The sequence below is a fragment of the Pseudoalteromonas sp. SR41-4 genome (genome assembly GCF_014163985.1).
In the GTDB taxonomy this organism is placed as follows: Bacteria; Pseudomonadota; Gammaproteobacteria; order Enterobacterales; family Alteromonadaceae; genus Pseudoalteromonas; species Pseudoalteromonas rhizosphaerae.
The window spans coordinates 1-26,672 of record NZ_JACJEI010000045.1 but is presented as its reverse complement, the minus strand read 5'-3'; the positions used below and the strand labels follow the sequence as shown (position 1 = coordinate 26,672).

The 26,672-nt window shown below is 39.3% G+C and carries 20 protein-coding genes and 1 pseudogene; 11 read left to right on the top strand and 10 right to left on the bottom strand.

Translation table 11 applies throughout. From position 1 onward, the window contains the following. Window positions 1-156: 156 nt before the first annotated feature. Both H5180_RS22015 and H5180_RS22010 read right to left on the bottom strand, forming a co-directional pair. Entirely contained in the window at window positions 157-1,785 is a 1,629-nt protein-coding gene (locus tag H5180_RS22015; RefSeq protein WP_182759126.1) for a DUF4942 domain-containing protein, read from the bottom strand. A 70-nt stretch (window positions 1,786-1,855) separates the two neighbouring features. Beyond that, window positions 1,856-2,539: a ribonuclease HI family protein gene (locus tag H5180_RS22010; protein ID WP_182759125.1), complete on the bottom strand. Its 684-nt coding sequence runs from the start codon at window positions 2,537-2,539 to the stop codon at window positions 1,856-1,858. 162 nt (window positions 2,540-2,701) lie between these two features. Here H5180_RS22010 and H5180_RS22005 point away from each other — a divergent pair, with 162 nt between their 5' ends. From H5180_RS22005 to H5180_RS21975, 7 genes are all read left to right on the top strand, one after another. Then, a complete protein-coding gene (locus H5180_RS22005) occupies window positions 2,702-3,382 on the top strand; it encodes a hypothetical protein (protein ID WP_182759124.1) in 681 nt (226 codons plus the stop codon). After that, a complete protein-coding gene (locus H5180_RS22000; protein WP_182759123.1) occupies window positions 3,363-3,566 on the top strand; it encodes a hypothetical protein in 204 nt (67 codons plus the stop codon). Before H5180_RS22005 ends, H5180_RS22000 begins: the two co-directional genes overlap by 20 nt. Before the next feature lie 388 nt (window positions 3,567-3,954). Further along, window positions 3,955-4,587, top strand: coding sequence for a hypothetical protein (locus H5180_RS21995; RefSeq protein WP_182759122.1), 633 nt, complete (start codon window positions 3,955-3,957; stop codon window positions 4,585-4,587). Then, a complete protein-coding gene (locus H5180_RS21990) occupies window positions 4,584-5,204 on the top strand; it encodes a hypothetical protein (RefSeq protein ID WP_182759121.1) in 621 nt (206 codons plus the stop codon). Before H5180_RS21995 ends, H5180_RS21990 begins: the two co-directional genes overlap by 4 nt. A gap of 317 nt (window positions 5,205-5,521) precedes the next feature. Continuing rightward, window positions 5,522-6,070, top strand: coding sequence for a TnsA endonuclease N-terminal domain-containing protein (locus H5180_RS21985; protein WP_259399605.1), 549 nt, complete (start codon window positions 5,522-5,524; stop codon window positions 6,068-6,070). Next, window positions 6,067-7,908, top strand: coding sequence for a Mu transposase C-terminal domain-containing protein (locus tag H5180_RS21980; RefSeq protein ID WP_182759119.1), 1,842 nt, complete (start codon window positions 6,067-6,069; stop codon window positions 7,906-7,908). Before H5180_RS21985 ends, H5180_RS21980 begins: the two co-directional genes overlap by 4 nt. Beyond that, window positions 7,905-8,906, top strand: a complete 1,002-nt coding sequence (locus tag H5180_RS21975) for a TniB family NTP-binding protein (protein ID WP_182759118.1) — start codon at window positions 7,905-7,907, stop codon at window positions 8,904-8,906. The genes H5180_RS21980 and H5180_RS21975 overlap by 4 nt, the downstream gene beginning before the upstream one ends. A gap of 376 nt (window positions 8,907-9,282) precedes the next feature. Here H5180_RS21975 and H5180_RS21970 read toward each other — a convergent pair whose 3' ends face one another. Genes H5180_RS21970 through H5180_RS21960 form a run of 3 tightly spaced genes read right to left on the bottom strand, consistent with a single transcriptional unit; the run spans window position 9,283 to window position 17,157 of the window. Next, entirely contained in the window at window positions 9,283-10,242 is a 960-nt protein-coding gene (locus tag H5180_RS21970; protein ID WP_182759117.1) for a diguanylate cyclase, read from the bottom strand. Window position 10,243: 1 nt separating this feature from the next. Beyond that, complete coding sequence (locus tag H5180_RS21965) at window positions 10,244-15,079, bottom strand: CHASE domain-containing protein (RefSeq protein ID WP_182759116.1); 4,836 nt, start codon at window positions 15,077-15,079, stop codon at window positions 10,244-10,246. Then, window positions 15,076-17,157, bottom strand: coding sequence for an EAL domain-containing protein (locus H5180_RS21960; protein WP_182759115.1), 2,082 nt, complete (start codon window positions 17,155-17,157; stop codon window positions 15,076-15,078). The genes H5180_RS21965 and H5180_RS21960 overlap by 4 nt, the downstream gene beginning before the upstream one ends. A gap of 612 nt (window positions 17,158-17,769) precedes the next feature. On the opposite strand from H5180_RS21960, the gene H5180_RS21955 reads away from it, so the two are divergent. From H5180_RS21955 to H5180_RS23785, 4 genes and pseudogenes are all read left to right on the top strand, one after another. Next, window positions 17,770-18,936, top strand: coding sequence for a site-specific integrase (locus H5180_RS21955; RefSeq protein ID WP_182759114.1), 1,167 nt, complete (start codon window positions 17,770-17,772; stop codon window positions 18,934-18,936). Further along, on the top strand, window positions 18,933-19,859 hold the full coding sequence (locus tag H5180_RS21950; RefSeq protein ID WP_024600954.1) for a tyrosine-type recombinase/integrase: 927 nt from the start codon (window positions 18,933-18,935) through the stop codon (window positions 19,857-19,859). Before H5180_RS21955 ends, H5180_RS21950 begins: the two co-directional genes overlap by 4 nt. Further along, complete coding sequence (locus tag H5180_RS21945; protein WP_024600953.1) at window positions 19,856-20,857, top strand: tyrosine-type recombinase/integrase; 1,002 nt, start codon at window positions 19,856-19,858, stop codon at window positions 20,855-20,857. Before H5180_RS21950 ends, H5180_RS21945 begins: the two co-directional genes overlap by 4 nt. 129 nt (window positions 20,858-20,986) lie before the next feature. Beyond that, window positions 20,987-21,091: pseudogene (locus H5180_RS23785) on the top strand (hypothetical protein); the annotation flags it as partial. Between the two features lie 196 nt (window positions 21,092-21,287). Here the strand turns inward: H5180_RS23785 and H5180_RS21940 are convergent. From H5180_RS21940 to H5180_RS21920, 5 genes are all read right to left on the bottom strand, one after another. Further along, window positions 21,288-22,181, bottom strand: coding sequence for a hypothetical protein (locus H5180_RS21940; RefSeq protein ID WP_182759113.1), 894 nt, complete (start codon window positions 22,179-22,181; stop codon window positions 21,288-21,290). Between the two features lie 122 nt (window positions 22,182-22,303). Beyond that, entirely contained in the window at window positions 22,304-22,744 is a 441-nt protein-coding gene (locus H5180_RS21935) for a hypothetical protein (RefSeq protein WP_182759112.1), read from the bottom strand. Between the two features lie 108 nt (window positions 22,745-22,852). Further along, entirely contained in the window at window positions 22,853-23,890 is a 1,038-nt protein-coding gene (locus H5180_RS21930; RefSeq protein ID WP_182759111.1) for a hypothetical protein, read from the bottom strand. Window positions 23,891-24,234: 344 nt separating this feature from the next. After that, entirely contained in the window at window positions 24,235-25,326 is a 1,092-nt protein-coding gene (locus H5180_RS21925) for an IS91 family transposase (RefSeq protein WP_182759110.1), read from the bottom strand. Beyond that, window positions 25,323-26,156 carry a tyrosine-type recombinase/integrase gene (locus H5180_RS21920; RefSeq protein WP_182759109.1) on the bottom strand — a complete coding sequence of 278 codons (834 nt, stop codon included), beginning with the start codon at window positions 26,154-26,156 and terminating at the stop codon, window positions 25,323-25,325. Before H5180_RS21920 ends, H5180_RS21925 begins: the two co-directional genes overlap by 4 nt. Window positions 26,157-26,672: the final 516 nt, after the last annotated feature.

Sequence of the window (26,672 nt, the reverse complement as noted above, 5' to 3'; positions counted from 1 at the left end):
TCGAAAAATCTAATGCTCTGGCTGAATCGGCATAAAAGGTAGCCAGTTTAGCAACTGGCTGATATGCTATTTACGACAAAGTCGCTCGGTAATTAGACCGACATAATCCCTTGGTAATCACACTTATTTTGTTAAGCCCCTTCAATCACAATTACGTTAGTTTAATTTTAAAAACTGAGTACCCACGTTTATTTTTAAATTACTCTGAAAAGCCTGCTTTGCACAATCAATATCAACACCATCTATTTCTTCGGCCGCTTGTTCTGGGGTATTTATCCATCCTCGTAACCTACCAAATTCGACATTAAGGCGCGCTATAAAGCCCTGATTAATTTTGCGGTGTATATTACCGTTTTGATATGCCCGAGCAGTGAATAATACAACTTTCTTTTGAGCAGTGTGATCGAAGTAATGGAATGTTCTAAGCTTACCTGGTTCCCACTCTTCAACGGTACTTGCTCGCTCTTGGCCTAGCGTATCAAAGCCCAAGTTGTGTGCAATAGTAATTAGATCATCTATTTTGTTTGCAGAACTTTTTGAGAGCCCATTTATTCTATCAAATGAATAGCCGCCAAAATTGCCATAATTACTTGTAATTATTCGATAGTCCAATGCAAATCTATCTAACCCGGATGGTTTTCTATTATAAAGCCATTCAGAGCGCCCAAATGTTCGTTGATTTGATTTATACAAAGTAATGTTAGACTCGCCAATTAAACTCTCATAAACAGATACTAATTGTGAGTCTATGTATTTATTCACGTTTTTTACTGCCCATTCAGCTATGGCATAAGCATTTTCTTTCGTGAAGTCAACGTTAACATTCTTCATCAACAAGGTTTGCATCTCTTCTCGAGTGCTAGTACATAACTTATCAGTTATTGGAGTAAAGCGATTAAATAGCTCTTTCCAGTATTTGTTTTTTAAAGATTTAATACGAAGTTTAATAGCAGCATAAATAGAGTCGATCGAAACGTTAAGCTCATCTAAAATACTTCCATCTACATGTTCTAAGCCTTTATAAGTGATAATAAGCTTTTCTAAACTGGCATCATAGTGGCTTACCAATGTACTTATTAGGTCGCCACCAGCTATTATTTCAAATTTATCAGGTTGCACATTCTGATGGAGCGAGTCTGCTTTTCTTGCAGCACTACCTTGTGCATCTATATCGAAGTTATCTGAAAACCATGCTGCAAAAGGGTCTACATCAACGGTGGCTCTATCCCATCGTCGTGAAGCACAACTAGATAAGCTTATATGAATGACGTCTGCGGTGCATCGTGCTGGTCGGTCTGCTGAACGATAGTCAGAGTTACCTAGTATAGTGAAGGTTGCTTTACGGCGTGCCAATGCATCTTTTATAGCTTGGTTATTACTCCAGTGTGTAGGCAAAATTAAATATACGTCCGGTGCTAGAGATTCCGCGATAATTTTTGAGGCAAACTCAGAGTACTGGGTAAATGGTGGGTTGCAAAATATAACTGATGTTTCAATATCTATAAGCGTCTGGGCCATGAAATCAGTGCCAACAATCATAATATCAGCGGGTAAAGCTCGAATTAGAGGCAATGATTTTTCAATTGCATACTTTTCACCGTATTCATGTGCGATTGCATTAAGCACACGACCATCACCAACACCAATATCTAGCACAGAATAGGGCTTGTCGTAGCCTAACAAGTCGATGTGTTTTTTTATTAATGCAATGTCTGAATCTAATGTTGGATAAAATTCAAAATCACCAAATTCTCTTACTTCTTCAATAAGTTTAGCTATCCCCATTTTTTGTGCCTTTGATTTGTTTCAATACGAACACAATACAAAGAACGAAAATTCACGCTACCGAATGGGTTTATACACTTTTATGAATTTGTTGCGTTTGGGAATATGCAATAGCGGCATTTATATGCTCACATTTTAAATTCGCGCATGAACAGGAAAGGGGATTTAAATTGATAGCATATAATTTAGAGTTTTGTATAACGCTAAATCCAACTCCCTTGTAGTAATGAACCGAAGTTATTTCATTTAATCGCTGTTCATTTATATCTACGACGTTGGACGGGTTATTATTGCCTTTGTTGCTATCAATAACACTATCAAGCTGCTCTCTTTTAGTATTAACTTGATTATCTGCAAGGCTAGTTCCCTCTAATGCATCCTGACTAAGCTTGTCGGCATGACTATTGTTAATTCTCTTGATCCAACATAATTCAATAAACTCTAACTCATAACATAGCTTCATAGCCCGCTTATTAAGGATGCGTAGGGCAGCGTCATTACAATTCCATACTCCATTTAGCTGATTAATCACTAACTTTGAATCGCCATACACTGTGGCTTTACGGATGCCAAGCTCAATTGCTTTCTCTAAAGCATATATAAGCGCACTGTATTCCGCTTGGTTGTTAGTACCGTGCCCATTAAATATTGAAACCTCGGCGACCACATTGTTTTGCCCATCAAATATAACTGCCCCACATCCGGTAGGACCAGGATTAGGATTACATGCCCCATCGAAAAATATTTTATGCATAAATTCCCCCTTAATTTATATGCACAATATCAATATTCGATTTTTAGGCTACCACTTGAAATAAAATTATTTAGAAAGGGGGTTTTGGGTATCTCTATCTTTTGAGATTAGCTAACTGAACACGGATAATTGATTTCATAGACATAATTCATAACGAGGAAAATGATGTTTAAAGTGATCATAACGGCAGGGGTTTTATTATTAACTGCAATGACAGCTAACCCAGCCAATGCGACAGATTTCAAAGAAGGGCTGCACTACGATACATATCCATCATCAAAATTAACAGGCAAGCCAACATTTATTGAATATCTGAGTTTCTTTTGCCCGGCCTGTGAAAATCTAAACACGTTTCAAGATGAGATTTACCGAACTGTGCCAAAGGGTGTGATCAAGAGAAGGGTGAGTGTCGATATTATATCAAAAACCAGTCCTGATGGTTTTTTAGCTTTATCTAAAGTCATGGCTGTTAGTGATGAGCTTTATCCCGAGATTGGTAATTCATTAGTCGATTTAATATTTGTGGCCATACACAAAGAGAAAGTGACAATTACGCCATCGTTAGTGGAGAAGTTAATCAAGGTTGTGGATGAAAAGTATGATGCAGATTTTTGGGCGCTATATAACAACCCGAAAACAAACGAAGTGGCCAAATTCACTCTTGGAAACCAAAGATTGATGTCATCGAGAGGTATGCTCAGTACGGTTCCACGCATCATTATAAACGGTCGTCATGTTGTTAAATTTGATGGTTTGGATAAGACTAATTTTTTTAAAGAGCTTCATGAATTAACTAAATATTTGGTAAATAAGGACTATGGAAATGATGAACATAACAACTAATTTAGACGATGTAGAATTTATCGAGAAGCAAATTATAAGTGATCCTGCAGCAAGCTTTTGGCTTAAGGAACAAATTAAGGAAAGTTCAAATCGTGACATATTAGATGTTTTAAACGACGTTGATATTTTACGCTCTATATTAGCCTTACGCCACGAGGCCATAAAGCTGGCAAGGGGTGAATAAATACTTTTAAATCAGGCGCTTAAGTCCGATACTGCCTAGTATTGGACATAAGGTGTTGTTTTTACAGGGTTTTATATTGTTTACCATTAAATTGCCAGCCTCAAGTTCATCCAATTACAGATATTCCATTACTGAAACCAAAAAAGTTGAGTTATAATGAAATAATATATATGGTATTAAAACCAAAATAAAATATAGGAAATTAAAAAATGATTCCTGCAATTAATTGTTTTATTTATCAACAAGTTCAATGGTTTGTTGAGCTTGATTTGTTCGGAAACAGATTTAAATTTCGACCTATACGTAGAATTATGCATTACAATTACAAGCGCTTGTAAAAGGATTTTTGAGCCTAAAAACTAAAATAAAATATGGAAATCATCTGAGCATGCTTACAAAAAAGTTTACCTGTTTATTAAAACAACTAAAACAACCTCATAGTTCAAGTCTCTACATCGCGTATACTGACACTTTAAAGCAATTCGATTTTGATAAGCAAGATGCTACCCACCAGCAGTGGATAGAAGCATGGCTGGAGAGCACACCTATTAAATCAATAGAGCTTACAAACCAAGGCATTTATGTTGGAATTACCATTAGAGAAAAGATTTTAGAAAAGTTTGCATTTATTTTGATAGATGCCTTAAAAATCGAAAACACCGCTACTTTACCCGCTGCACAAAATGACATTGAAAAAATAACAGAATTAGAAATCGAAGCATGGTTGGAGTTCGATTCAGATTGGATGATAACCTTGCTGACCGCAATGTTCTGCAAAAACATGGGGATAGACAGTAACTACCTAGATCCCTACTTAAATGGACGTCTCTCTATTTATGCAGACTCTTTTAATGAAAGGCTTTCGCTTGCCACAATAGCGATTGAGTTTATAGAAAGTGGAGAAATACCTATTAGTGATTATGAAAAAATCTTGGATTTCTTTGGTGCATTTTTTATATTGGCATTCTGTGAAGATGACGTGCTTAAACAAAGAGTTTTGAACACTTTAGGTGATATTTGAGCCCTATCACCCTATTTGTAACACTTGTTTTGGTTAACTTTGTTCTAAGATTAAAAATTAGGTCAACTTCATCTTCATGGTTACTCAAGCTAATATTTACGCTTGGCGTACCTTTGCACGAAGCTGCACATTACATTTTCGCAAAAATCCTACTTCTAAAAGTCACAAAGACGCAATTTTTACCAAACTTCAAAGATAAAAATAAAATGGGGTTTGTTCAATTCATACCACACAGAGGACTTGTGGGCGCTCTTACCAATATGTTGGTAGGCATCGCCCCCCTGCTTCTTGGTTTTGCTATACTTTTCATTGTATATAACCAAGAGAAAAACATTGATACAAATGCGCTAAGTTATCTAGGTATTGGCTTAACTACTGTGGTTGTTATGCAAAGCATGATTCCCTCATGGCAAGATATAAAGATAGCGCTAAAGGGCCTTTGTATCACCTTCACTTTGCTCGTTGTAACTTCCCTTATGTTCCCAGTTAGGTGGGAAAGTATTACCTCTTATGAATTGACTACCCTACTAGAAGTAGTGTCACCGCATCTTATGGTATTAACCCTATATCAAGTAACTGCAGTTCTAGTCCTAACTGTTTTAAAAAATAGAAATTAAATTAAGCACTGAATTAGGCTGGCTGTTTGTCGCTGAAACCATAGCTTGACATAATACAACTATAGTTTGACATAATACAACCATAGTTTGACATGAAATCTCTTATATAAATAGAGCTAAAAAATTAACCCTTTTATTATCATGTGGTTGTGTTTTTATTAAATCATAGTATGACATAACTATTTTTTGTTTGTATAGTATGTGTACAATGCAAATAAAAAATAGTTATTTTACTCATGTATATACGCAACTTAAGAAAGCCTTCTCCTAATAAAAATGTATTCAAATTTGCAAGCACTAAAGTCTGTAGTGTAATCATGTGTGAAAGTACATTAGAGTTTGATGCATGTTTTCATCATGAATATAACGACTTGATAGAGAGTTTTGGGAGTCAGCCTAAAGGCTTTAAATATGAGTTTATGGGTAAAAGCTTACCTTACACACCTGATGCACTGATTTCGTATACGAATAAAACCCAAAAATACCACGAATATAAACCTTACTCTAAAATTGCTTCCCCACTATTTAGAGCAAAATTTGCTGCTAGACGAGATGCATCATTAAAAATGGGAATTGACCTTGTTCTAGTAACTGATAGGCAAATTAGGGTAGATCCAATATTAAGTAACTTAAAACTATTACACCGTTATTCCGGTATTTATGGTGTTAGTGGTATTCAAAATGAGCTACTTAGTTTTATTCATAAATCTGGAGCAATCAAGCTAAATGATATAAGCTCTCAGGTCGGTTTACCAATAGGTGAAACACGATCCTTTTTATTTGGGCTCATGCATAAAGGGTTGATTGAAGCTGACCTAGGCTGTGATGATTTAACTAATAACCCAACATTATGGGTTACACCATGACAGATTTTTTCGATGAATTTGATGAATCAGTAGCGCCACTCAAACCACAAACACCTACACAATATGTTAAATTAGATGATGCCAACTTAATCAGGCGTGATCTGGATACCTTTACAGATGATTTGAAAAGCCAAGCGCTAGAAAGGTATAAGCTAATAAGCTCTATAGATAAAAAACTTTCACGTGGCTGGACCCAAAGAAATTTAGATCCTATTTTAGATGAACTTTTTAAAGGGAGTGAGGAAATTCGGCCAAATTGGCGGACTGTTGCTCGTTGGCGTAAAAAATACATCGACAGTAACGGGAATATTGCCTCTCTAGCTGATAAAAATCATAAAATGGGAAACAGAACCAAGCGTATCGAAGGGGATGATAAGTTTTTTGATAAAGCTTTAGAACGATTTTTAGATGCTAAAAGACCTACTATTGCAACAGCATACCAGTACTATAAAGACCTAATTATTATTGAAAATGAGAATATTGTTGAAGGCAAGATTCCAATTATGTCTTACACTGCTTTTAATAAAAGAATCAAAGCAATCCCCCCATACGCGGTCGCTGTAGCCAGACACGGAAAGTTTAAGGCAGACCAATGGTTTGCTTACTGTGCTGCTCATGTCCCCCCCACAAGAATATTAGAGCGTGTAGAGATTGATCATACCCCACTTGATTTAATTCTACTTGATGATGAGTTACTTATCCCTATAGGAAGACCTTACCTAACATTACTTATTGATGTATTTAGTGGCTGTGTTCTTGGGTTTCATCTTAGTTATAAATCTCCTTCGTATGTATCTGCAGCGAAGGCTATTGCTCATGCGATTAAGCCAAAGTCACTTGATGCTCTGAATATACAACTACAAAATGATTGGCCTTGCTTTGGTAAATTTGAAAACTTAGTAGTAGATAATGGTGCTGAGTTTTGGTCAAAAAACTTAGAGCATGCTTGTCAGTCAGCAGGAATAAATATTCAATATAACCCTGTACGTAAGCCTTGGTTAAAACCGTTTATAGAGCGCTTTTTTGGAGTGATTAATGAATATTTCTTACCAGAATTACCTGGGAAAACATTCTCAAATATTTTAGAAAAAGAAGAGTATAAACCTGAGAAAGATGCGATCATGCGTTTTTCAACGTTTGTAGAAGAATTTCACCGCTGGATTGTTGATGTATACCACCAAGATAGTAACTCACGTGAAACTCGTATCCCAATTAAGCGATGGGAGCAAGGGTTTGATGTTTATCCACCATTGACTATGAATGAAGAGGAGGAAGCGCGTTTTTCAATGTTAATGCGAATATCAGACTCAAGAACATTATCGAGAAATGGTATCAAATATCAAGAACTAATGTATGACTCTACGGCCTTAGCTGATTATCGTAAGCATTATCCGCAAACAAAAGAAACTTTAAAAAAACTGATTAAAGTCGACCCTGATGATATTTCAAAAATTTATGTTTATTTAGAAGAGTTAGAAAGTTACCTAGAAGTACCGTGTACAGATCCTACCGGTTATACGGATGGGTTAAGTGTCTATGAGCATAAAACAATAAAAAAAATTAACAGAGAAATCATTAGGGAATCTAAAAATAGTTTGGGTTTAGCTAAAGCTCGCATGGCTATTCATGAGCGAGTAAAGCAAGAACAAGAAGCTTTTATTGAGTCAAAAACTAAAGCAAAGATTACAGCTGTTAAAAAGCAGGCTCAAATAGCTGATGTAAGTAATACAGGCAAAGGAACTATTAAAGTTTCTGAAGAAAGTGAAGCCTCATTGCAAAAAAACATAAGTAGCAATACTTTTGATGATTGGGATGATGACTTAGAGGCATTTGAATGAGTGCCTTAACAGAAATACAGATAGAGCAATTGCGCAACTTTAGCGATTGCATCGTTATGCATCCTCAAATTAAAACAATTTTTAATGACTTTGATGAACTAAGATTCAATCGTAAATTTCTTTCAGATCAGCAGTGTATGCTATTAATTGGGGATACAGGCGTAGGAAAAAGTCATACTATTAATCACTACAAAAAAAGAGTTCTAGCTACACAGAATTATAGCCGAAGCACTATGCCAGTCTTAATAAGCCGTATCTCTAGAGGAAAAGGCTTAGATGCAACTTTAATCCAAATGCTGGCAGATCTGGAGCTATTTGGAAGTAGTCAAATTAAAAAACGAGGCTACAAAACAGACCTCACTAAAAAGCTTGTAGAAAGCTTAATTAAAGCTGAGGTTGAATTACTCATTATTAATGAGTTTCAGGAGTTAATAGAGTTTAAAAGCGTACAAGAGCGGCAACAAATCGCAAATGGGTTAAAGTTTATTAGTGAAGAAGCCAAAGTGCCAATAGTGCTAGTTGGTATGCCTTGGGCTGCAAAAATAGCTGAAGAACCACAATGGGCTTCTCGCTTAGTTAGAAAAAGAAAACTTGAATACTTTAGCTTAAAGAGTGACAGTAAGTACTTTCGCCAATATTTAATGGGGTTAGCTAAGCAAATGCCATTTGATGAGTTGCATAAGCTTGAAAGTAAACATACCACAATGTCGCTTTTTGCAGCTTGTAGAGGGGAAAGTAGAGCACTTAAACATCTACTGTTGGAGGCTTTAAAATTAGCATTGAGTTGTAATGAGTATCTTGAAAATAAACACTTTATTACCGCTTATGATAAGTTTGATTTTTTTAATGACAAAGAGTTACTAGAGTTAAAAAACCCTTTTGAACAAGATGTTAAAGATATTGAAATCTATGAGATAATTAAAAGCTCATCGTATAACCCTAATGCATTGGACCCTGAGGATATGCTCTCAGGTCGTAAATTTGCATTAGTAAAGTAAGTTGCACTAGCCCAGGCTTGATTAGGGGTATTCAAATATTAAGAAGATGATTACCCCATTATTTAATCGCAAGCACAATACGACTAAAACAAGCGCGCATTATGGTCTAAAGTCTATTTCATCAATAGGCTGCAGAAGTGCTACAACAACTATTTGAACTATGCATAAAAGCTCTACATACGCTAAGTATGGATCTTAGAAAACTTACTAAAAATAGATTCAGACTTGTTTCAAGCTCATAGCGAAAATCTATAACTAATCTCAATATTACGGCTAAGATTATCATTTAGGTATCCGAATTAGTTAAAGCAGAACTCAGGGATAGCGATAAAACTTTTAAACGGAATGTAGACATAAGTAAGTGGTAAGCGTATAGCTAACGACACTTAGCTTGAAAAGCTCCGGTATCTAGCTGTTCATAGCTAACTTGATTTCGGCCATTTTGCTTTGACTCATATAACGCGTGGTCTGCGGCTTTAACCACTGCCCAGTCGTCCGAATCATTTACGTACTTTTGTCCTGGTATCACCGTGCTATAGCCAATAGATATGGTAACAACATCGTATTTAGCTTCTGGCGAATGAGTTAGGTTTAACTGCTGTATGGATTTGAGTACTTCAGAAAGTAATGTATTGGCACCTTCAACATCGGTTTTAGGCAGAATAAAAGCGAATTCTTCACCTCCATATCTTGCAGCCAGATCGGTAGAGCGTTTCATACAGCTACCTAATGCCAATGCGATGTTTTTAATACAATCATCACCTTCTATATGGCCAAAATGATCGTTGTATTTTTTGAACTCATCAATATCAATAAGCACCACCGTAAGCGGCTCTTGTTCGCGACGAGCACGCTCCAGCTCTACAATCAGCCGTTCATCAAACGTACGTCTATTAGCAAGCCCTGTCATGCTGTCTGTATGAGCTTGCTTCTCTAGTAACCGAATAGCTAGGCTGTAATCTAGATGTGTTTGAACACGCGCAGCCACCACTCGTGGCTTCAGGGGCTTAACAATATAATCAGCAGCGCCTACATCGAACACCTTTTCCTCAAACCCCAGTTCTGTATGACTCGTAATAAACAATATTGGGATACTCTCTGTTTCTGGAGCGTTTTTTAGAATGGAGCACACTTCCAAACCAACAATATCTGGCAATTCCACATCAAGTAAAATCAATTCAGGATGCCTTTCTTCTATCATTGCAAACGCTTGCTTCGCGTCCGATGCAAAACGTATACGACCAATTTTTTTCAGTGCTTTGTTCAAAGCAATCACAACAGCATTGTCATCATCAATAATTAAGATATCAGCAAGGGGGCGATTCGTTTTTATCATACTAATGAGTTGTCCTGAGAGTGTTTATAAGAGGAGAAATAATGTTTATCGCTTCTTTAAAATTGAGCTTGGATAAATGTGCTTGAAGTTCCTCAAAGCGCTCATCTCCTAAAGTATCTCGAAATGATTCTTTATGCTCATCAAACTCTTCCAAAGCATTCAAATCTTGTTCTTCTAGCAGAGCCAAAATATGAGTCGCAGTGTCTAACCGAAGCCTAGGTGCATCGCCTTTAGAAGGCGCTGCATCTAGTTTTTCTTCTTTCCAAGCCAATAGCACAGTAGAGCTGGCTTGGTGTAACTCTTGTAATGCAAGAGAGAGTTCTTCTAATACTTGTTTCGCAGGATCATTTTCAGAACGCAATATTTTTTCAGCTTGCGCGGCAAGTTGCTGTATTTTCTCCGCACCAACCATGCCAGAAACACTTCTCAATTTATGTACTTGAGACGCCATTTCGAGTCGCAAGGGCGCTGAATCTGGTTCATCAATACTACTCTCTGGTGCTAATGCTAGATTAGAATATTCAAGTAGTAAGCCATCAAGCGTGCTCAAGAAAAGTTCTTTATCTCCTAGTAATATATTTTTCGCTTTATCAATGTTTAGTCCAGTAATAACTGGCCAATTATCTGTTTCATCTGATGTTTCATTAGTGGTTTCAGACTCTCGCGAATGCAGAGATTCTATAGCAATTTCTTTGCCACGATAGGCCTCTACCAAAGTGCGCAATACATTAATTAACTTTGAAGGATCAATAGGTTTTGTCAGAAAATCATTCATGCCAGCTGCCAGCGCACGATTTCTCTCTTCAACTAATGCTCCAGCAGTCAGTGCAATAATAGGCAATGACGTTAGTCCTAGGCCGTTCCTCACGCGTGCGGTCGTCTCTAGCCCATCAATACCGGGCATTTGAACATCCATCAATACGGCATCGTAGTCGTTAGATGAATCCTCTAATAACACTAATGCTTCCTCACCACTGTTCGCCGTCTGTACCAATGCACCATTGTGCTTCAATACATGGCTGATAACGATAAGATTGACAGGGCTATCGTCCACAACCAGCAAGCTCATATTAGGTAACCACTTGGCTCCTATCGCTTCGGCACGAGTCGATTGCAGTACACGCTCAGAATTACCAGTATTGAGTGTTACAGCGTCATTTACCGCATTAAATAACGAGGATGGATCAACGGGTTTCAATAAGAAACCACTTGCATAATGCTCTGAATCATTTGCTGTAATAACCTCTTTATCGTGTGCTGACACCATAAGCACAGCAGGAAGGTTTTCACGCCCAATTTTGTTCGCCAACAAATTCATAGCCTCTATGCCATCCATTTGAGGCATTTGCCAATCCAAAATCATGGCGTCTGGTGGACGCAGATTATTTGCTTGACGTGAAAGATACGCATCGACTAATTCAACACCATTACTCACCACTTCAGAACGCCACCCCAGCGCCCGTGTCATTTTCCGTAACTGCTGAGCGTCTATTGGGTCATCTTCGGCAATCAGGACAAAAAGCGTTTGGTTCTGGTTTTCTTGCGCAGCAATTTCGTCGAGTGTCTGAACTCTTAGCGGTAAATCCACCCAGAATTGACTGCCTACATTCTCTGCACTTTCAATACCAATCTTCCCATCCATTAAACTAACCAATTGATGAACGATAGATAGCCCTAACCCTGTACCACCAAAGCGACGAGTGGTACTGGTATCGGCTTGAGTAAATGGCTTGAATAAACGGGCTTGGGCCTCGGGTGATATACCAATCCCCGTGTCTGTCACCGTGAGCCGCACGTTAATATGGTTTTCAGGCAATACTTGCTCAGTATCTTCAATTTTGGCACTAACTGAGATCTTACCAATGGTGGTGAATTTAAGAGAGTTACTGATTAAATTGGCCAGTATTTGACGTAATCTGGTGCTGTCCGTGATCACCCAAGATGGCAGTTTTGGGTCTAAGTCAAAATGGAATTCTAAGTTTTTTGCTTCTGCCTGTATGGCAAACACACTCGAAACTTCTTCACACAACTCTCGTAACTCGACAGGCTGAGCTTCAAGCTCCATTTCGTTCGCTTCTATCTTTGATAGATCCAGTACATCGTTCACTATTCCCAATAAAGACTTTCCTGAAATCTGAATCTTCGACACTAGCTGGTGTTGCGCCTCTGTTAATTTTTCCTCAGCCAACAAATAGCCTAGACCAATAATGGCATTAAGTGGGGTACGAATCTCATGACTAGTATTCGCTAAAAAGGCACTTTTGGCCTGTGTGGCGAGTTCAGCATCGTGTAACGCATTTCTAAGTTGATCTTCAATTTGAAGCCTTTCACTTATATTACGCACAGAGGCTGACACCAAGATTTGCTCGTCTAGATTTACGGCACTTAAACTTATCTCAACGGGAAGTTCGTCACCATTACTCTTCTGCGCGATACTTTGTTTATTACTTTCTTGGACTACGGCCTGATCATCATCCCACATCCTATCGATTAATTTCGATTCACTCACTTGTCTCGAGTATTCTGGTAATAGTTTTTGTATTTCTTTTCCTTCTAATTCAACTCGATCATAGCCAAACATATACACTGCTTGGGCATTAACGACCTGAATGATACCTAATTCATCAATAACAAAAGTCGCATCAGGAGCCGATTCCAATAGCCCTTTAAATCTTGTCATTTCTTTATTGCGTTGCAATTCTATTTGTAAGTTCCAAGTCTCTCTTTGACGTATTTTGTCACTCAGCCACACCCAATATTGAATAATGACTCCAATCAGACTGATCAAAAGGAGAGCAACAAGTACACTTCCGATTTCGATCGCCATGTCTTGAAAAACCAAGAACTGGGAAAGGGTTGCGTATATTTTTATTACCCTATCATTGGAATTCTCACTTAATGAAAAATCACTTTCACTCGCAAAAACATTGCCTTGCTGACCACTAAAAGCAGTGAAATCAAAACGGTTTAAACCATAGGGTAGATCGACTTGATGAAATTCATCCTGCCACCGATAAGAGTCACCATTCTCGAATGTAAATTCTTTTGCTGAATTAGGGTTTCGTAAAAAGCCACCTTCGTTATTGGTAATGTATAACTTTGTTTCGGATGTCGTGCTATTTGCGACTTTTTTCAGAAAACTATTAGCATTGACATTGATAATGATGATGCCAAGTGGGCGACCATCAGAATAGAATAATGGTGTAGAAAAGCGCCAAACAGGTCTCATCGGTTGTTCTATTTTGCCAAACTCGCGATTTAAATTAATATCAGATTGAAAAACGTTTCCCCGACCAACGTTAAGTGTTTGACCAATATAAGGTTCATTTTCTTTAGACTGGAGTGACTCTTTGTCAAATGCTTCAAGCTCTTCGCTATTACGCTGCACTTTAACTCGTTCCTGCCAACCATTACTGGCTTCGATAAATCGTACTTGATACACATCCGTATTGGATAACATGTAGGCTTTAAAAATGACCTCTAGCCTTTCATCCGACTGTTTTAAAAGAACACGGTTCTCTTTTGATACATCTATATCACTATTAACTGATAACGTTTTTAACAACTGTATTGGTGGTGTGTTAGCAAGGAAAAGAGTATCTCGACGATAGTGGCTCGCTTCTTCGTCGAGGTTTGATATTACAGACTGGTTTGTTGCCAACAAATTGTTTGCCACGTCAGTAAAGCGACTTTGTGTAATGAACCAGACTAATACCAAGAATATAAGAACAATGACCAGTATCCCAAATGGGCAAGATCGCTTGAATTGTGGGCTTTTGAAAAAAACAGCAATACTTTTTAAGCTCAGCTCATAAATCTCGTTACTTTGATCAATAGTGGTTGAATTTGTTCGTAATAAATTAATCACAAAAAGAGCAAAAAAGGTTAGCCCAAGCCCCAAAAAAATCACCCAACCGACATCTAATGACTTTATTTGGTTGACTGCTTGCGTTGACGGCGTCAGCTCCATCTTCCAATGCTGCCCCAGTACAAAAATAGTACGAGTCGTGGCATTTTCCATGGAACTAGATGCTTGCGTATCACTTGAACGATAAAAAGGTTCGTCTTCTGTTAGATTGGTTAAGCTCACTGAAGCTTGACCGATTAAAGACTCAAGATTTGCCAGTACCTCATCAATGACTAATGGAGCGTAAGACCAGCCGACAACGGCTGACTCCCGATCTTCTGCGGTGTTTAGAACGGCGTCAGCTGAATAGATTGGCAAAAGCACCAGTGCGCCTTTCCTCGGCTTTTTATTTGCTTGTACTAGGGTAATAGGCGCTGTTAAGTGAGGTTTATCCTCTCTAGCTGCCGCCAACGCGGCTGATCTTCGGTTGGCTTCTGATCCAATATCAAGCCCAACTGCTTGGCTATTTTTTTCCGCTGGATAAATATACTGTATGACAAATCGATCACCGTAATGTGGTGTTAAGGCTCGAATGGTAAAGTCAGGCGCGCCATCTGCACGGGCATGTGTAAGAAAATCGCTTTCTTGTTCAACGGGTACGCGTCGAATGAAACCAAAACCAAGCGCCCCAGAAAATTCACTTCCTACATCACGGGTGCCGCTATACTTCTCAAATTGTTTGCGAGTAATACCATCAACTCCAGCTGTAACAATCGCCCCTCTGGCACCTCGTAGTCCATATTGAAAGTGCTGGAAACGTTGCTCTACAATGCTCTCGGTTTTATCCGCTAGGTTGTTGGTGTATGAATTGACGTCATGATTATTTTTATAATCAACAATCCAAGCGACAACTAAGGTAATAAAAACACCAATCAGTAGTGGTAGCCAACAAGTCAGAAAAAACAATTTTTTACTATTTTGTATGGTCATAGGTCGTAGCTGCCTCTTACTTCATTGGCTGTAACGGGTCTCGAAAAGTAATAACCTTGGAGATAGGAAACGCCTAACTCTTTGAGTCGAAGCGCCTGATCTAGCGACTCAACGCCTTCCGCTACTGATTTTAGTCCCATACTTTGTGCTAGCGTCGTAATCGTCTTAACAAGAGTTTCATCTGGTTTTTCAATGCTAAGCTGTGCGACAAACGATTTATCAATTTTTAAGACGTCAACAGGTAACTCTTTCAGATAGCTTAGGCAAGAAAAGCCAGTGCCGAAATCATCAAGTGAAATGGATATCCCCATTATTCGCAGTTGTTCCATATCTCGAATCACTTGCTGTAAGTTATCGAGCATTAGGCTTTCGGTTAGTTCTAATTCAATCATTTTTGGACGGACCTGATAGTCATCAATCGCTTTTAGCAAGAAAGGAACAAAGTGCGGATCGAGAAACTGTATTGGTGAGATATTGAGACACATTCGAATGTCCAATCCTTCGTTACACCATTGCTTCAACTGCTCGAAGGCAAGTTGAATCATTTTCTTTCCTAATGGAATGATCAAACGGGTTTCTTCCGCAAGTGGTATAAACTCAATAGGGGGAATCAATGAACCGTCTTGCTCTTTGATACGCATAAGCGCTTCAACCGCCTTTAGAGATCCCGTATCTACATCCACGATAGGCTGATATAAAGCGATGACATTGTTATCCGCAATGGCAGATTTAAGCTGCATATAGCGTTGACGTCGTGAGATAAAGCGCGATTCCATTTCTTCAGAGTAAAAGCAGAAACCATCATATATGGGGTCAGTTTTAGCTCTATGTAAAGCGGCATCAGCATGCAGCAATAAGGATTGAGCATCAACAGCATCATCAGGGTAAACACTTAGCCCCATGCTGATGGAGAAATTAAGGATCTCAGGCTGTAGAACTGTTAGTCCCATCACATGATCTCTGATCATGACGGCCAAATTGGCTAAATCGCTTGGACGCTCCAATTCAGGAACCAACACCATAAATTCATCGGCATTTTGCCGGCTAAGTGTTTCATTATTCTGCAGCTGAGACTTAATACGTTGAGCGATTTTTTTTAGTAACTCATCGCCAAACTCAAAGCCAAATTCTTCATTGATGAGTTTGAAGCGATTAATATCAAACATAATTAAGCCAATTTTAGCGCTATTTTTTTGTGACCGTGCAATCTTAGTATTAAGGCGTTCCATCAGTAAAAAACGATTTGGAAGGTTAGTCAGTTGATCGTATTGAAGGGTATGGGACATTTTTAGAGCCATTGCTCTGGACTCATTAATATCATCAAATACAATGACTGAGCCAGTGACATCGCCGTCTTGTGAAATAAGCGGAGCGGCACTGTCTTCGACCGAAATCCAATGGCCATTTTGTTTCATCATCTGGCAGTTGAGTGCTATGCCAACCACTCTATTTTCTTGGAGACAAATACGCACAGGGTTAATATGTGGTGGGCCATCATGACCTATTCTTAATGGCATCACTTTTTCAATAAAACATCCCATGGCATCACTCAATGACATTCCAGTCATTAACTCTGCAGCTGGGTTCATGAAGGTGACTCGCGCATCCTTGTCAGTCGTAATAACTGAGTTACCTATTGCATCTAACGTCACTTGAGCATGCTGGTGAATTTCGACTAACTCACGTTCTCTATTGCGTAGCTTTAAGTGAGTCCTCACACGAGCAGCGACAACATCAGGCTGTAAGGGTTTCGCAATAAAATCCACCGCCCCTTCTCTTAAACACAGCAGCTGGTCTTCGACAGAGTCGTATGAAGTAATAAAAATGACGGGGATGTTACAAGTCGACTCGTTGTTTTTTAACTGTGCCAATACCTGATGGCCATTCATACCAGGCATGTCTATATCTAACAAGATAACATCAGGGCGAATCTTAGTTGCCTGCTCTAAAGCGTCTAATCCATTCTGCTCGAAAAAAACCTGCCCAATAGCATTAAGGGCCTTGTTTAATATGGTAATTTGGCTAGCGTCGTCATCAACTAAAAGGATGCTAGGTGGTATGTTATTACTTGAAAACATGTACTCTCCGAGTCAATTTATAATCCAACTTTTTTACCAGAATTAGTAACAACGTCTATTTCTATTATCTCGATAATCCACATACCACTTTAGTTCAAAAGGTCTTTTAAAACAAATAAGAAACATTGTAGTAAGAGACTTAAATGACCCTGTTCTAAATTTATATACTAGGTTTGTAAATGCAAATTAATTGACAAAAAAATGTAATTTATACTTATATCCCATCGCTCTCCACGATTCCGAAATAAGCCTGTAGTAGTTAATCTTTTTTGCCACAAGCTTATAAGTTAAATGTAACCGTCCGGTGATCTCCACCTAGATATTGATGTTCCAAGGCAATAAGCATTCGATGTCTGGCTCTGGCTGAAGCTATGCATGATGTAATCGAATGACGTTAAGCCGTTGGACTGCACGGTTTATACCGAAAGAAAAACTATGCCGAATCACTTGGCTAGAACCCTATAATACAAAGATACTTGCATATGATTGCTTCGGCATAGTGTGATCTGACTTCTAATAATTAATTTACGGAGAAGGATTATGAGTGTTTCGGCATTTTTCAAGTGTAAAAAAACAATAGCGCGACTTCATACGGGCCCTTTGGGCGTTTATATGAAGGCTTATGCAGAGCATCTAATTACTGAAGGTCACTGCTACCAGAGTGGCGCTCGTAACATTAGAGTTGCTGCTGATTATAGCGCATGGTTAGCCAGTAAAAAGTATAAGGTGACTGATGTTAACGAAGCATCAGTACTACAATATGAAAAATTTAGGCAAAAAAATCGACATCCTTTTTTGTCTGATCACGCAGCTCTTATTAGACTTCTTATAGTGCTAAGAGCGCTCAATGCAACAGCAGCAGCAGCAACGATTGTGTTAGATCATCTGTCGCAGATCATTCAGGACTTTGAACAGCATTTGATGCAAAATCATGGACTTTGTGAAACTTCAGTCATCAGACATCGAATACCACTGAGGAAGTTTCTTTGGCAGTGTTGCCCTGATGGTGTTTCATGCTTTTCAAGCTTAAGAGGACAAGATGTAAGGCAATTTCTAGTGCAACACGCACATGACCAAAGCCCTAGCTCTGCAAAAAATATGTGTTGGACACTACGTGCGTTCGCTAGGTATCTTTTATATAAGGGGTATACAACCTACAATTTGTCTTCTGCTGTACCTAGTATCAGAAGATGGAGCCTAACCACCCTCCCAGAACATCTATCTTCTAACCAAATTCAAAAGGTGCTGAACAGTTGCGACACGAGCAGTGCCGTTGGCTTAAGGGATTACGCAGTACTTATGCTATTAAGTCGGCTAGGACTGAGGGCGAATGAAATAGCTCTGTTGAAGTTAGATGACATCAACTGGCATGCTGGTAACCTCAACATTCGAGGAAAGGGTCGAACGCTTATTGCTTTGCCTTTGCTGCCTGAAGTGGGTGCGGCGCTATCAGATTACTTACAAAACGCACGGCCAAAGACTGATAGCCGTTCAGTTTTTGTACGCTCATTGGCGCCACATTCTCAGTTTGCAAGCTCTGCTGGGATCTCACAAATTGCTAAAGCAGCGTTACTGCGAGCTGAGTTAACACTAAAGCATAAAGGGACTCATATTTTTCGCCATAGCCTTGCAACTAACTTGCTTCAAGCAGGTGCTTCACTGTCCGAAATTGGTCAACTACTTCGCCATAAGAGCCATGATTCGACACGTATTTATGCCAAAGTTAATATTGATGGATTAAGAGCATTAGCCATGCCATGGCCGGGAGTAGCACAATGATCTCCTTACGTAAAATATTACATGAATATGTGGATCTTAGACGCGGACTGGGCCACAAGTTTATTCAACCAGCTAGAGATTTAGAAGGCTTCGTTACGTTTATGGAGCAGTACAGTAGTACTTTTGTCACTACCAAACTTGCACTTGAATGGGCAACCCAATCGCCTGGAAAAAATGCTAGCTGGGCTATAAAACTGGCCTATGTTCGCGGGTTTGCTCGGCACTTGCAAACAATGGACATACACACAGAGGTACCGCCGGTTGGACTTTTATCCTATAGCGGCTCTGCTAAACCGTACATTTACTCTGATATTGAGATACAGGCATTGTTGGAGGCCGCATTAGCTCTTAAACCGGTAAACAAATTAAGGCGCTGGACATACCATTGCCTCTTTGGTCTTTTACCGACAACAGGCTTGCGTATCAGCGAAGCTTTGACTCTCAAACGCCAAGATGTAGATCTTGAGAACTGTATTCTCACTGTACGCGATACAAAGTTTGGAAAATCACGCTACGTTCCCATACATGCAAGTACTCAGCGTATTCTAGTCGAGTATGATCGCCGTCGCGATGAACTTATTAACCCTCCTTGCAGTGAGTACTTTTTGGTAGCAGAGCGCGGTGGCCGTTTATTACCGCAGTATGTTTCTCGTGTATTTTTACGTTTATCACGACAAATTGGATTACGTACCCCAAATGCTAGCTCAGGACCACGGATCCATGATTTTAGACATAGCTTTGCGGTCAATACGCTATTACGATGGTATAGAACTGGAGAAAAGGTAGACACCTTGTTACCAAAATTGTCTACTTACCTCGGTCACAGTTGTGTGCGTGATACCTATTGGTATTTATCTGCCTGTCCAGAGCTACTGGAACTTGCTGCGCGTCGCTTAGAAACACGTTTGGAGGCTGAACTATGAAAGCCACTACCGCATTTCCGTGCTTGCTTGAACGTTGGTTTACTATTCGTTTAATCAATCAAAAACGCGTCAGTCACAACACGATATACTCCTATCGAGACACCTTTCGACTGCTATTGGTGTTTGCAAAAAAACAGCTAGGGAAAGCGCCATCTGCGCTAACGCTAGAAGATATCAACGCAGAATTAGTTAGCGCATTTCTTAATGATCTTGAAGAGCACCGAGTAATCAGTGCTCGCACAAGAAATTTACGTCTGACTGCCATTCATTCATTTTTCCACTTTTTAGAATACGAAGAGCCTGGGTATAGCGCACAAATTCAGCGAGTATTAGTTATCCCTAGTAAACGACATGAGCAGAGGCTGATCCACTTCTTGGAGCGAACGGAAATAGAGGCATTACTGGCAAGTCCGGATAAAACGACGTGGATAGGCCATCGTGATCACGCTCTACTTTTTTTAGCGTTACAGACAGGGCTGCGTCTTTCTGAAATCATCGGGCTCAATAGTACGTCCCTATTTCTTGACCAAGGGGCGCATGTCCGATGTCTTGGCAAAGGTCGGAAAGAAAGAAGTACTCCTTTAACCAAACCTGCTGTTCGTATCATGAAAACTTGGCTGTTAGCGCTTCCTGGTATGGAAGAGGATATACTGTTTCCAACAATACGCGGCAATCGTCTTAGTGCAGACAGTGTGCAGTATTTAGTAAAGAAACATGCTGCTAATGCCAGTATTCAATGTCCATCGCTGAAGCAGAAGCATGTAACACCTCATGTGCTTCGACACACCGCAGCAATGGAGCTGCTTAGCGCAGGTGTTGATACCACGGTAATAGCGATGTGGCTTGGACATGAATCTACACAAACGACACAAAGATACTTACATGCTCATATGGCACTGAAGGAAGCAGCATTAGCGAAAGTAGCGCCATTTAATAAGCACAGTGATCTTCACTATAAACCGAGCGATAAGTTGTTAGGTTTTCTCACCAGCTTGTAGTTCTAGGATTAAACTATGCCGAATAGAAACTGGATCCTTACAGTCAAATGACAGTAATACCAGCACACTTATGAAATTGGGCAGCATGTGTTCGGCATAGTTTTTCTTTCGGTATAAACCGCAAAGGCAAATGACCTTGTGGTGCATGACTATATCTCTACTTGCTTACAGCGCCTTGCTGAGCAGCCAGATAACCTTGAGCCACTGCTACCTTGGAACATTAAGCAAAGCTAGGTGTCGTTAGCTATACGCTTACGAAAAATTAGAATACGACCCTCAAAACAGGTTAAGTTTAATTTTTACTAGCGTCTGCTTATCGCTCAAAGCCAAACTACTTTAAAGTGCCATAACCGGGCATTGGTAACGCCCGCATTTGTGGGTGGTATGGAGCGCAGCGGAAAACCAGTCCAACAGCATGTGCTTGTTAAATTCATCTTCGCTTATGCTCTGTTCTAGAAGCAATGTCCGGGATCGAGTCGGCAGGGCTGACAACAGTTTGTACGTTTGCGCGCTCTTTTAACCGCTTCTGCGCTACTAAAGCGAAGGACTTGCCTGTTCGTTCAGCTTCTTGCTGTATTTCGTATATTTCTTCACCAGAAATCGGATTATCCCTTGCGTCAATCATCGTCGAAAAATGATAAGTAGTCTCATCTTCATTATTTGAACGACTGGTATGCTCAAGTATATCGCCTAACTCGACACTTACAGCATCCTGCATACCTGAACCAATTGCTCCAAAGTTCTGCTTGAACCAGTAACCTTGCTCCATACTGTTTTTCAATATGAAAAGGTCTTGATCAGTAAATGGAACATGAAAATCGTTGAAATTGATGAATTGTCTACCATCAATTCTCATTTGAAAGTGGTAATGAGGATAGTCAATTGATGTCTTTTGATGCCCTTGAAAATCATTCTTTGAACAGTCAAACGTCCATTCAATATTTTTCCACTTAACGGTATATGATAAAACTTTTCTATCTGACCTTTCGTCTTCAAGGTCATTGATATTCCCAAGCAAACGCTCTTGGTTTGCACACCATCGGACAAATGCAGCTATATTTCCATAGCCGTATTTATCATAAACTTTGGGAAAGTCTTTTTTCTTAAATTTACATTGCCGTAGTAGCCAGTGTAAGCACGGATTATCTTTGCTAATGGTTTTAAAAGGTTTGTTACAGAGGTAGCAAATACCCTTTTCATAGCCGGCCTTGAACGCCTCGGCCTGCCTTTGGTGCTCATCATCGTTCAGGCGATTTATCTCCTCAACTTCTTCGGGAGACATCGCTTCAAAAATACGTTTATACTTCTCTGTATCGTGCTGCACCTGACTTCCCTTTGAAATTTAACGCCCGCAACACCGGACGATTTGAGATGGCTGCGTTTTTGCGGCCCTTTGCAAAAACGAAGACAGCTTAAAGCGTTCCGAGTAATTGCGTTTGTTAAATCTTATTGCCATAAACTTTGTGTACCTGTGAGTATAGGGGAACCATAACTCCAGATAACAGCGCCTGACGCGCCAAGAAAAAGAACTATTTTATGGATAATAGATTCATGCTTCGCATAACGGTATATCTGCTGAAATAAAGATGGTGGTAATTGGGGTACGGCATTATTTAATAGATTACTGATATACCTTGAACGAAACTCAATAAACATTGCCATTACGCCAACTAAAGCACCTGACCTTTCAAGCCACGAGCCAGCTGTTTCGAAGCTAGGCTTCATGAATGGCACAAAATTTAAAGTACCAAATATAATAAGCGTACCCATTAATAAGGCGACACATACCCAAAACTCTTTCTTCAATGCCAACTCGTATCTGCCCACTAGTTCGATAACTTTTGGATCATTTTCGTCTGGCACGATAATTCTCGCTGGTCTAGCCATATGCTTGAGGATTCCCGCTTAGAAATTTAACGCCGCGCTCTGCGGAAATTTGCGAGCGCCAGCGAGTAAATTTTCCGTAGCAGCGCCTTGTTAGGCTTACAACCACGCTTATGATTCTGTTATTCTTATGGTTTTAATAAAGTCATGACGAGCACTTACAAACTCTTTCAATCTCTGCTTTTCAAAATCAATATCAAAATATGAAAGAGTACTATTTTTAATATTATCGATATTATAATTTTGATTGTATAAGTTATTAACTTGATTCTGTGCTGTATAATCGTAAGACCAGCGATAAAAAGAGTTAATATTGTTAATTTCATTAGCATTGGCAAATTTTCGATCTTCTAAGATTTTTGAAAGTTTCCCAGTGATATAGTTTAACTCGTTGAAGTACTTTTCAACTTTTTCTTCTAGCCTTTGAACACTATCGTCATCAATATTTCCAGAAACAATACACTCTAAAACAAGTGATACGATATAGTTAGACAAAGCATACCTAGCAATAAGGTAGCTATTGGCGATGCTTTGAGGATCAAAAAACTGTGCGTTTATTGCCCCCTCGAGACGTGTTATAAACGTGTGAAATATCTGTTTTAAATCAATCCGACGTTGCTGGATATTTGTGAGCGTTGCAATACTCAAATTATTTGACTTGGAAATATGATGCATATCTTCAGATACATCTTGAATAAACTCCGCAATTGATTTCAATTTACTTATTTCAGGAATAATAAATTGATCCTGAATTTGATTTAAGTAATGATTATTTTGATTGATCAAATCAGAGTAAATTGATGTTAACTTCTGATTTAGCAAAGGCATGACACATGTCATCAATTGCTGCGCTACATCCATCCCGTTCAGAATATCGAAACCTTGATGTTGCGAAAAACCACCTTTCATCGATTTTTCCATTGAAGAAAAGCTTCCATCTTTGTACCTGACGATTCTTTCAAGTGGAAGACTTGTTTGAAAAAATGGCGCTGATGTATCAAAGTAGTTTTTTAAACATGAAAAAAGGTCACTTGATACAATATTTAGAATCTCACTATTTTGAGTCCCTTGAATATTTGATGTTGGAACGACAACTTCAGACCCTAATATAGTCTCTAAAAGAGCTTTTCTTTCTATATTATTTGACACATTAATTTCCATTTGTTGTGGAGAGCCTAACATTTTAGTATTTATGCGACACGCAGTTTGTGTTGCATAATCGCTTGTTGGGCTGAGGCGCTACCCGCTCGGTGTATAGAGTTGGTGTTGTTTATGCTATGGGAATTTGTTTTTTATGGCCTAAGTGATATCAAACCAATTTCATTGGCGTGTCTATCGTATCTAAGCAATCCCTGTGCTACTCAGCGTTTATTATGTGCCTATTAAACCTAATGTTTAACCGTTAAGCAATGATCTTTTTCTCACGCGCAGTCGCTACTAGCCTGAGCAGTTAAGCAGGTTAACTCATTGATTTGATGCAGCAAGCAAGACTGCTAACTCGTTCGCGCTATTTTATTTGTCGCCACCTCTAAATTCATCACGCCAATAAATCGTAAGATACCCGCCTTGCATGACTGGCAAGGCCAATGCGGTATTAATGGTTCTTGCTCTGCCTTCGGCTTCACCGCTTTGAATGGGGTTATTGATGCTTGAGCCTTTATTAACCCTAACTTTCGCTTGCGACATGCATTAGCTAAAAAGCCATAGTGGCGAATGCGCATAAACCCTTTCGGCAATACATGTTGTAAGTAACGCCGTAAAAATTCATCACAGTTCAGTGTCATGACTTTATCACGGTTGTTATCTGCATAATCACGATATTTAAAGCTCACTGACTGCTCATTCGCTGACACGAATCGTGATTCTGACATCACGCCTTTTCTGGTATAACGCGCAAGGTAACTCACTAGCTTTTCACTGTATGTTAAACAGGCTTTACTATACACGCACCATTTTGTTGGCGTGTTTATCTTCGCGAATGAACTATCGCATTCATTAAGCTCCGCTAGCATTTTACCTCTAAAGACTGTTGATAACGCTTTTACAGGGTATAAATAGCCTTTTTCTATTTCATGCCAGTGCGCTTCATTTAGCGCCCCTGCGGGTATCAAACAATGCAAGTGGATATGCTGACTTAAGTTCTGCCCCCATGTATGCAGTACGCTTGTCATGCCTAACTGGCCATGCTTTTTCCGTTTCGCAAATTTACTCAGCGTTTGCCATGTCGCTTTAAATAAACACTGATACAACGCATTTGGGTTATAGTGAGCAATGATATTCAACTCATGAGGGAGCGTAAAAACAAGGTGGAAATACCGACACGGTAATAAATCTTCCTGCTGTTTTTGCACCCATTTAGCCGTGGCCATGCCTTGGCAACGTGGACAATGGCGGTCTCGACAACTACACCCAATCTTTTGCGACTCACCACAGCTATCACATTGCCATGCTTGGTAACCTAGCTGACCCGTTCTGCATGATTGCAGGTGCTGACAGACACGCAGTTGTTGATAGCTCATCGTATGATGTTGCCGATAATTCTCAAGATTTGAGTTTAAAATATCAGCGAGATGCAAAGCGCTCATTGTTTAGCCCAACCTGCAAGTAAATCAATGCCGCCATGCCCTAACTCAGGTAACCAGTGTAAGTAACTTTGCGTGGTTTTAATATGACTGTGCCCAAGCTGGTGTTGCAGTTGATGAAGTGGCATACCTGATTCAAGTTGATGTGTTGCATAAGCATGGCGTAGTGCATGTGGATTACAGTGTTTTAAACCACACGCTTGTGCGTGTTTTCTCAATGGCTTCCTGAAGGTCGATGCTGACATCGGTTTATCCATTAACAATCGCGAGTAAAACATCCAACCCGTTGGGTGATACATTTTCCAGTAACAACGTAATTGATTCAGCACACTGTCTGATACAACTACGTAACGTGATTTATCCCCTTTACCTTGTTCAATTAAAATAGTTTTACGCTGTCCATCGATGTCTTGCACTTTAATGCGTAGCAGTTCGTTAATACGTAAACCACAGCCATAACACACCGCTATTAACGTTTTCAATCGCATGTCAGTGCAGCTTTCTATAAGCCGCTGCATATCATCACGCGATAAATACGTGGGTGCGCGCAATTTCGCTTTTGGCAGTGCAATATCTAAGTTCAGTGGGCGATGTAAAATATTCTTAAACAAGAACCAAATACTGTTTATCTGTACTTTTTGGCTTGCTCTAGAAAGTTTACGAATAGCGGGATCGTTAAAAAAGGCGTTAAGCTCGTCATCAGTAATCGAATCGAGCGGTTTATTAAAGTAATGGCTGAGTTTAAGCAAATGCTCACAGTAGCTTTTACATGTACTTTGTGAATAACCTCGATAGGTTATTTCTGTTTTGACTTGTTCAATGAGTGTATTCATGACTTACCTCCAAGTTATGGGATAACCCCAAGGTAAGTGTGGCTCAAATGTTCAGAATAGGATCTCCGCGTAGCGGCTTAGTTCAACATTTAATAGTCCGCTCATCGCGCATATTTCTGCTGACTTAACGCTCATTTTTCTACTTTTTATAGTTTTAACAAATTATCTAAGGTATTACTATCACAAAGTTTTCTAAAATTTTCAGGTAATTTTAAATGAACTAATATGCGCTCAGGGCTCATTTTCATGAATATGTGTGCAAAGCGCAGTTTGACCAATTAATTATCTACGATATTTAGCCAACCTCAATGACCGGTTATCGCTCAAAGCCGCCCTTAGAGTATTTACGTTAACTCGTTTTGGGGCAGAAACGAGTTGATCATGAATGACTGCATCACGCCCTGAGGCATTCAACAAGTTTTTTCTACCACTAAAAGAGGAGAACCTTTCTCTTTTAGTGCTTTTAAATATTTTGATTCATCATAAGCTTTTCCTGTTTTCCAGCACCTAAATAAG

Bases quoted from the DNA above. Each gene is read 5' to 3' on its own strand.
- H5180_RS21985 (WP_259399605.1), top strand. From the start codon at position 5,522: ATGTGTGAAAGTACATTAGAGTTTGATGCATGTTTTCATCATGAATAT.
- H5180_RS21995 (WP_182759122.1), top strand. From the start codon at position 3,955: ATGCTTACAAAAAAGTTTACCTGTTTATTAAAACAACTAAAACAACCT.
- H5180_RS21970 (WP_182759117.1), bottom strand. From the start codon at position 10,242: ATGATAAAAACGAATCGCCCCCTTGCTGATATCTTAATTATTGATGAT.
- H5180_RS21975 (WP_182759118.1), top strand. From the start codon at position 7,905: ATGAGTGCCTTAACAGAAATACAGATAGAGCAATTGCGCAACTTTAGC.
- H5180_RS21960 (WP_182759115.1), bottom strand. From the start codon at position 17,157: ATGTTTTCAAGTAATAACATACCACCTAGCATCCTTTTAGTTGATGAC.
- H5180_RS22005 (WP_182759124.1), top strand. From the start codon at position 2,702: ATGATGTTTAAAGTGATCATAACGGCAGGGGTTTTATTATTAACTGCA.
- H5180_RS22000 (WP_182759123.1), top strand. From the start codon at position 3,363: ATGATGAACATAACAACTAATTTAGACGATGTAGAATTTATCGAGAAG.
- H5180_RS22015 (WP_182759126.1), bottom strand. From the start codon at position 1,785: ATGGGGATAGCTAAACTTATTGAAGAAGTAAGAGAATTTGGTGATTTT.
- H5180_RS22010 (WP_182759125.1), bottom strand. From the start codon at position 2,539: ATGCATAAAATATTTTTCGATGGGGCATGTAATCCTAATCCTGGTCCT.
- H5180_RS21945 (WP_024600953.1), top strand. From the start codon at position 19,856: ATGAAAGCCACTACCGCATTTCCGTGCTTGCTTGAACGTTGGTTTACT.
- H5180_RS21955 (WP_182759114.1), top strand. From the start codon at position 17,770: ATGAAGGCTTATGCAGAGCATCTAATTACTGAAGGTCACTGCTACCAG.
- H5180_RS21950 (WP_024600954.1), top strand. From the start codon at position 18,933: ATGATCTCCTTACGTAAAATATTACATGAATATGTGGATCTTAGACGC.
- H5180_RS21925 (WP_182759110.1), bottom strand. From the start codon at position 25,326: ATGAGCGCTTTGCATCTCGCTGATATTTTAAACTCAAATCTTGAGAAT.
- H5180_RS21980 (WP_182759119.1), top strand. From the start codon at position 6,067: ATGACAGATTTTTTCGATGAATTTGATGAATCAGTAGCGCCACTCAAA.
- H5180_RS21965 (WP_182759116.1), bottom strand. From the start codon at position 15,079: ATGACCATACAAAATAGTAAAAAATTGTTTTTTCTGACTTGTTGGCTA.
- H5180_RS21935 (WP_182759112.1), bottom strand. From the start codon at position 22,744: ATGGCTAGACCAGCGAGAATTATCGTGCCAGACGAAAATGATCCAAAA.
- H5180_RS21920 (WP_182759109.1), bottom strand. From the start codon at position 26,156: ATGAATACACTCATTGAACAAGTCAAAACAGAAATAACCTATCGAGGT.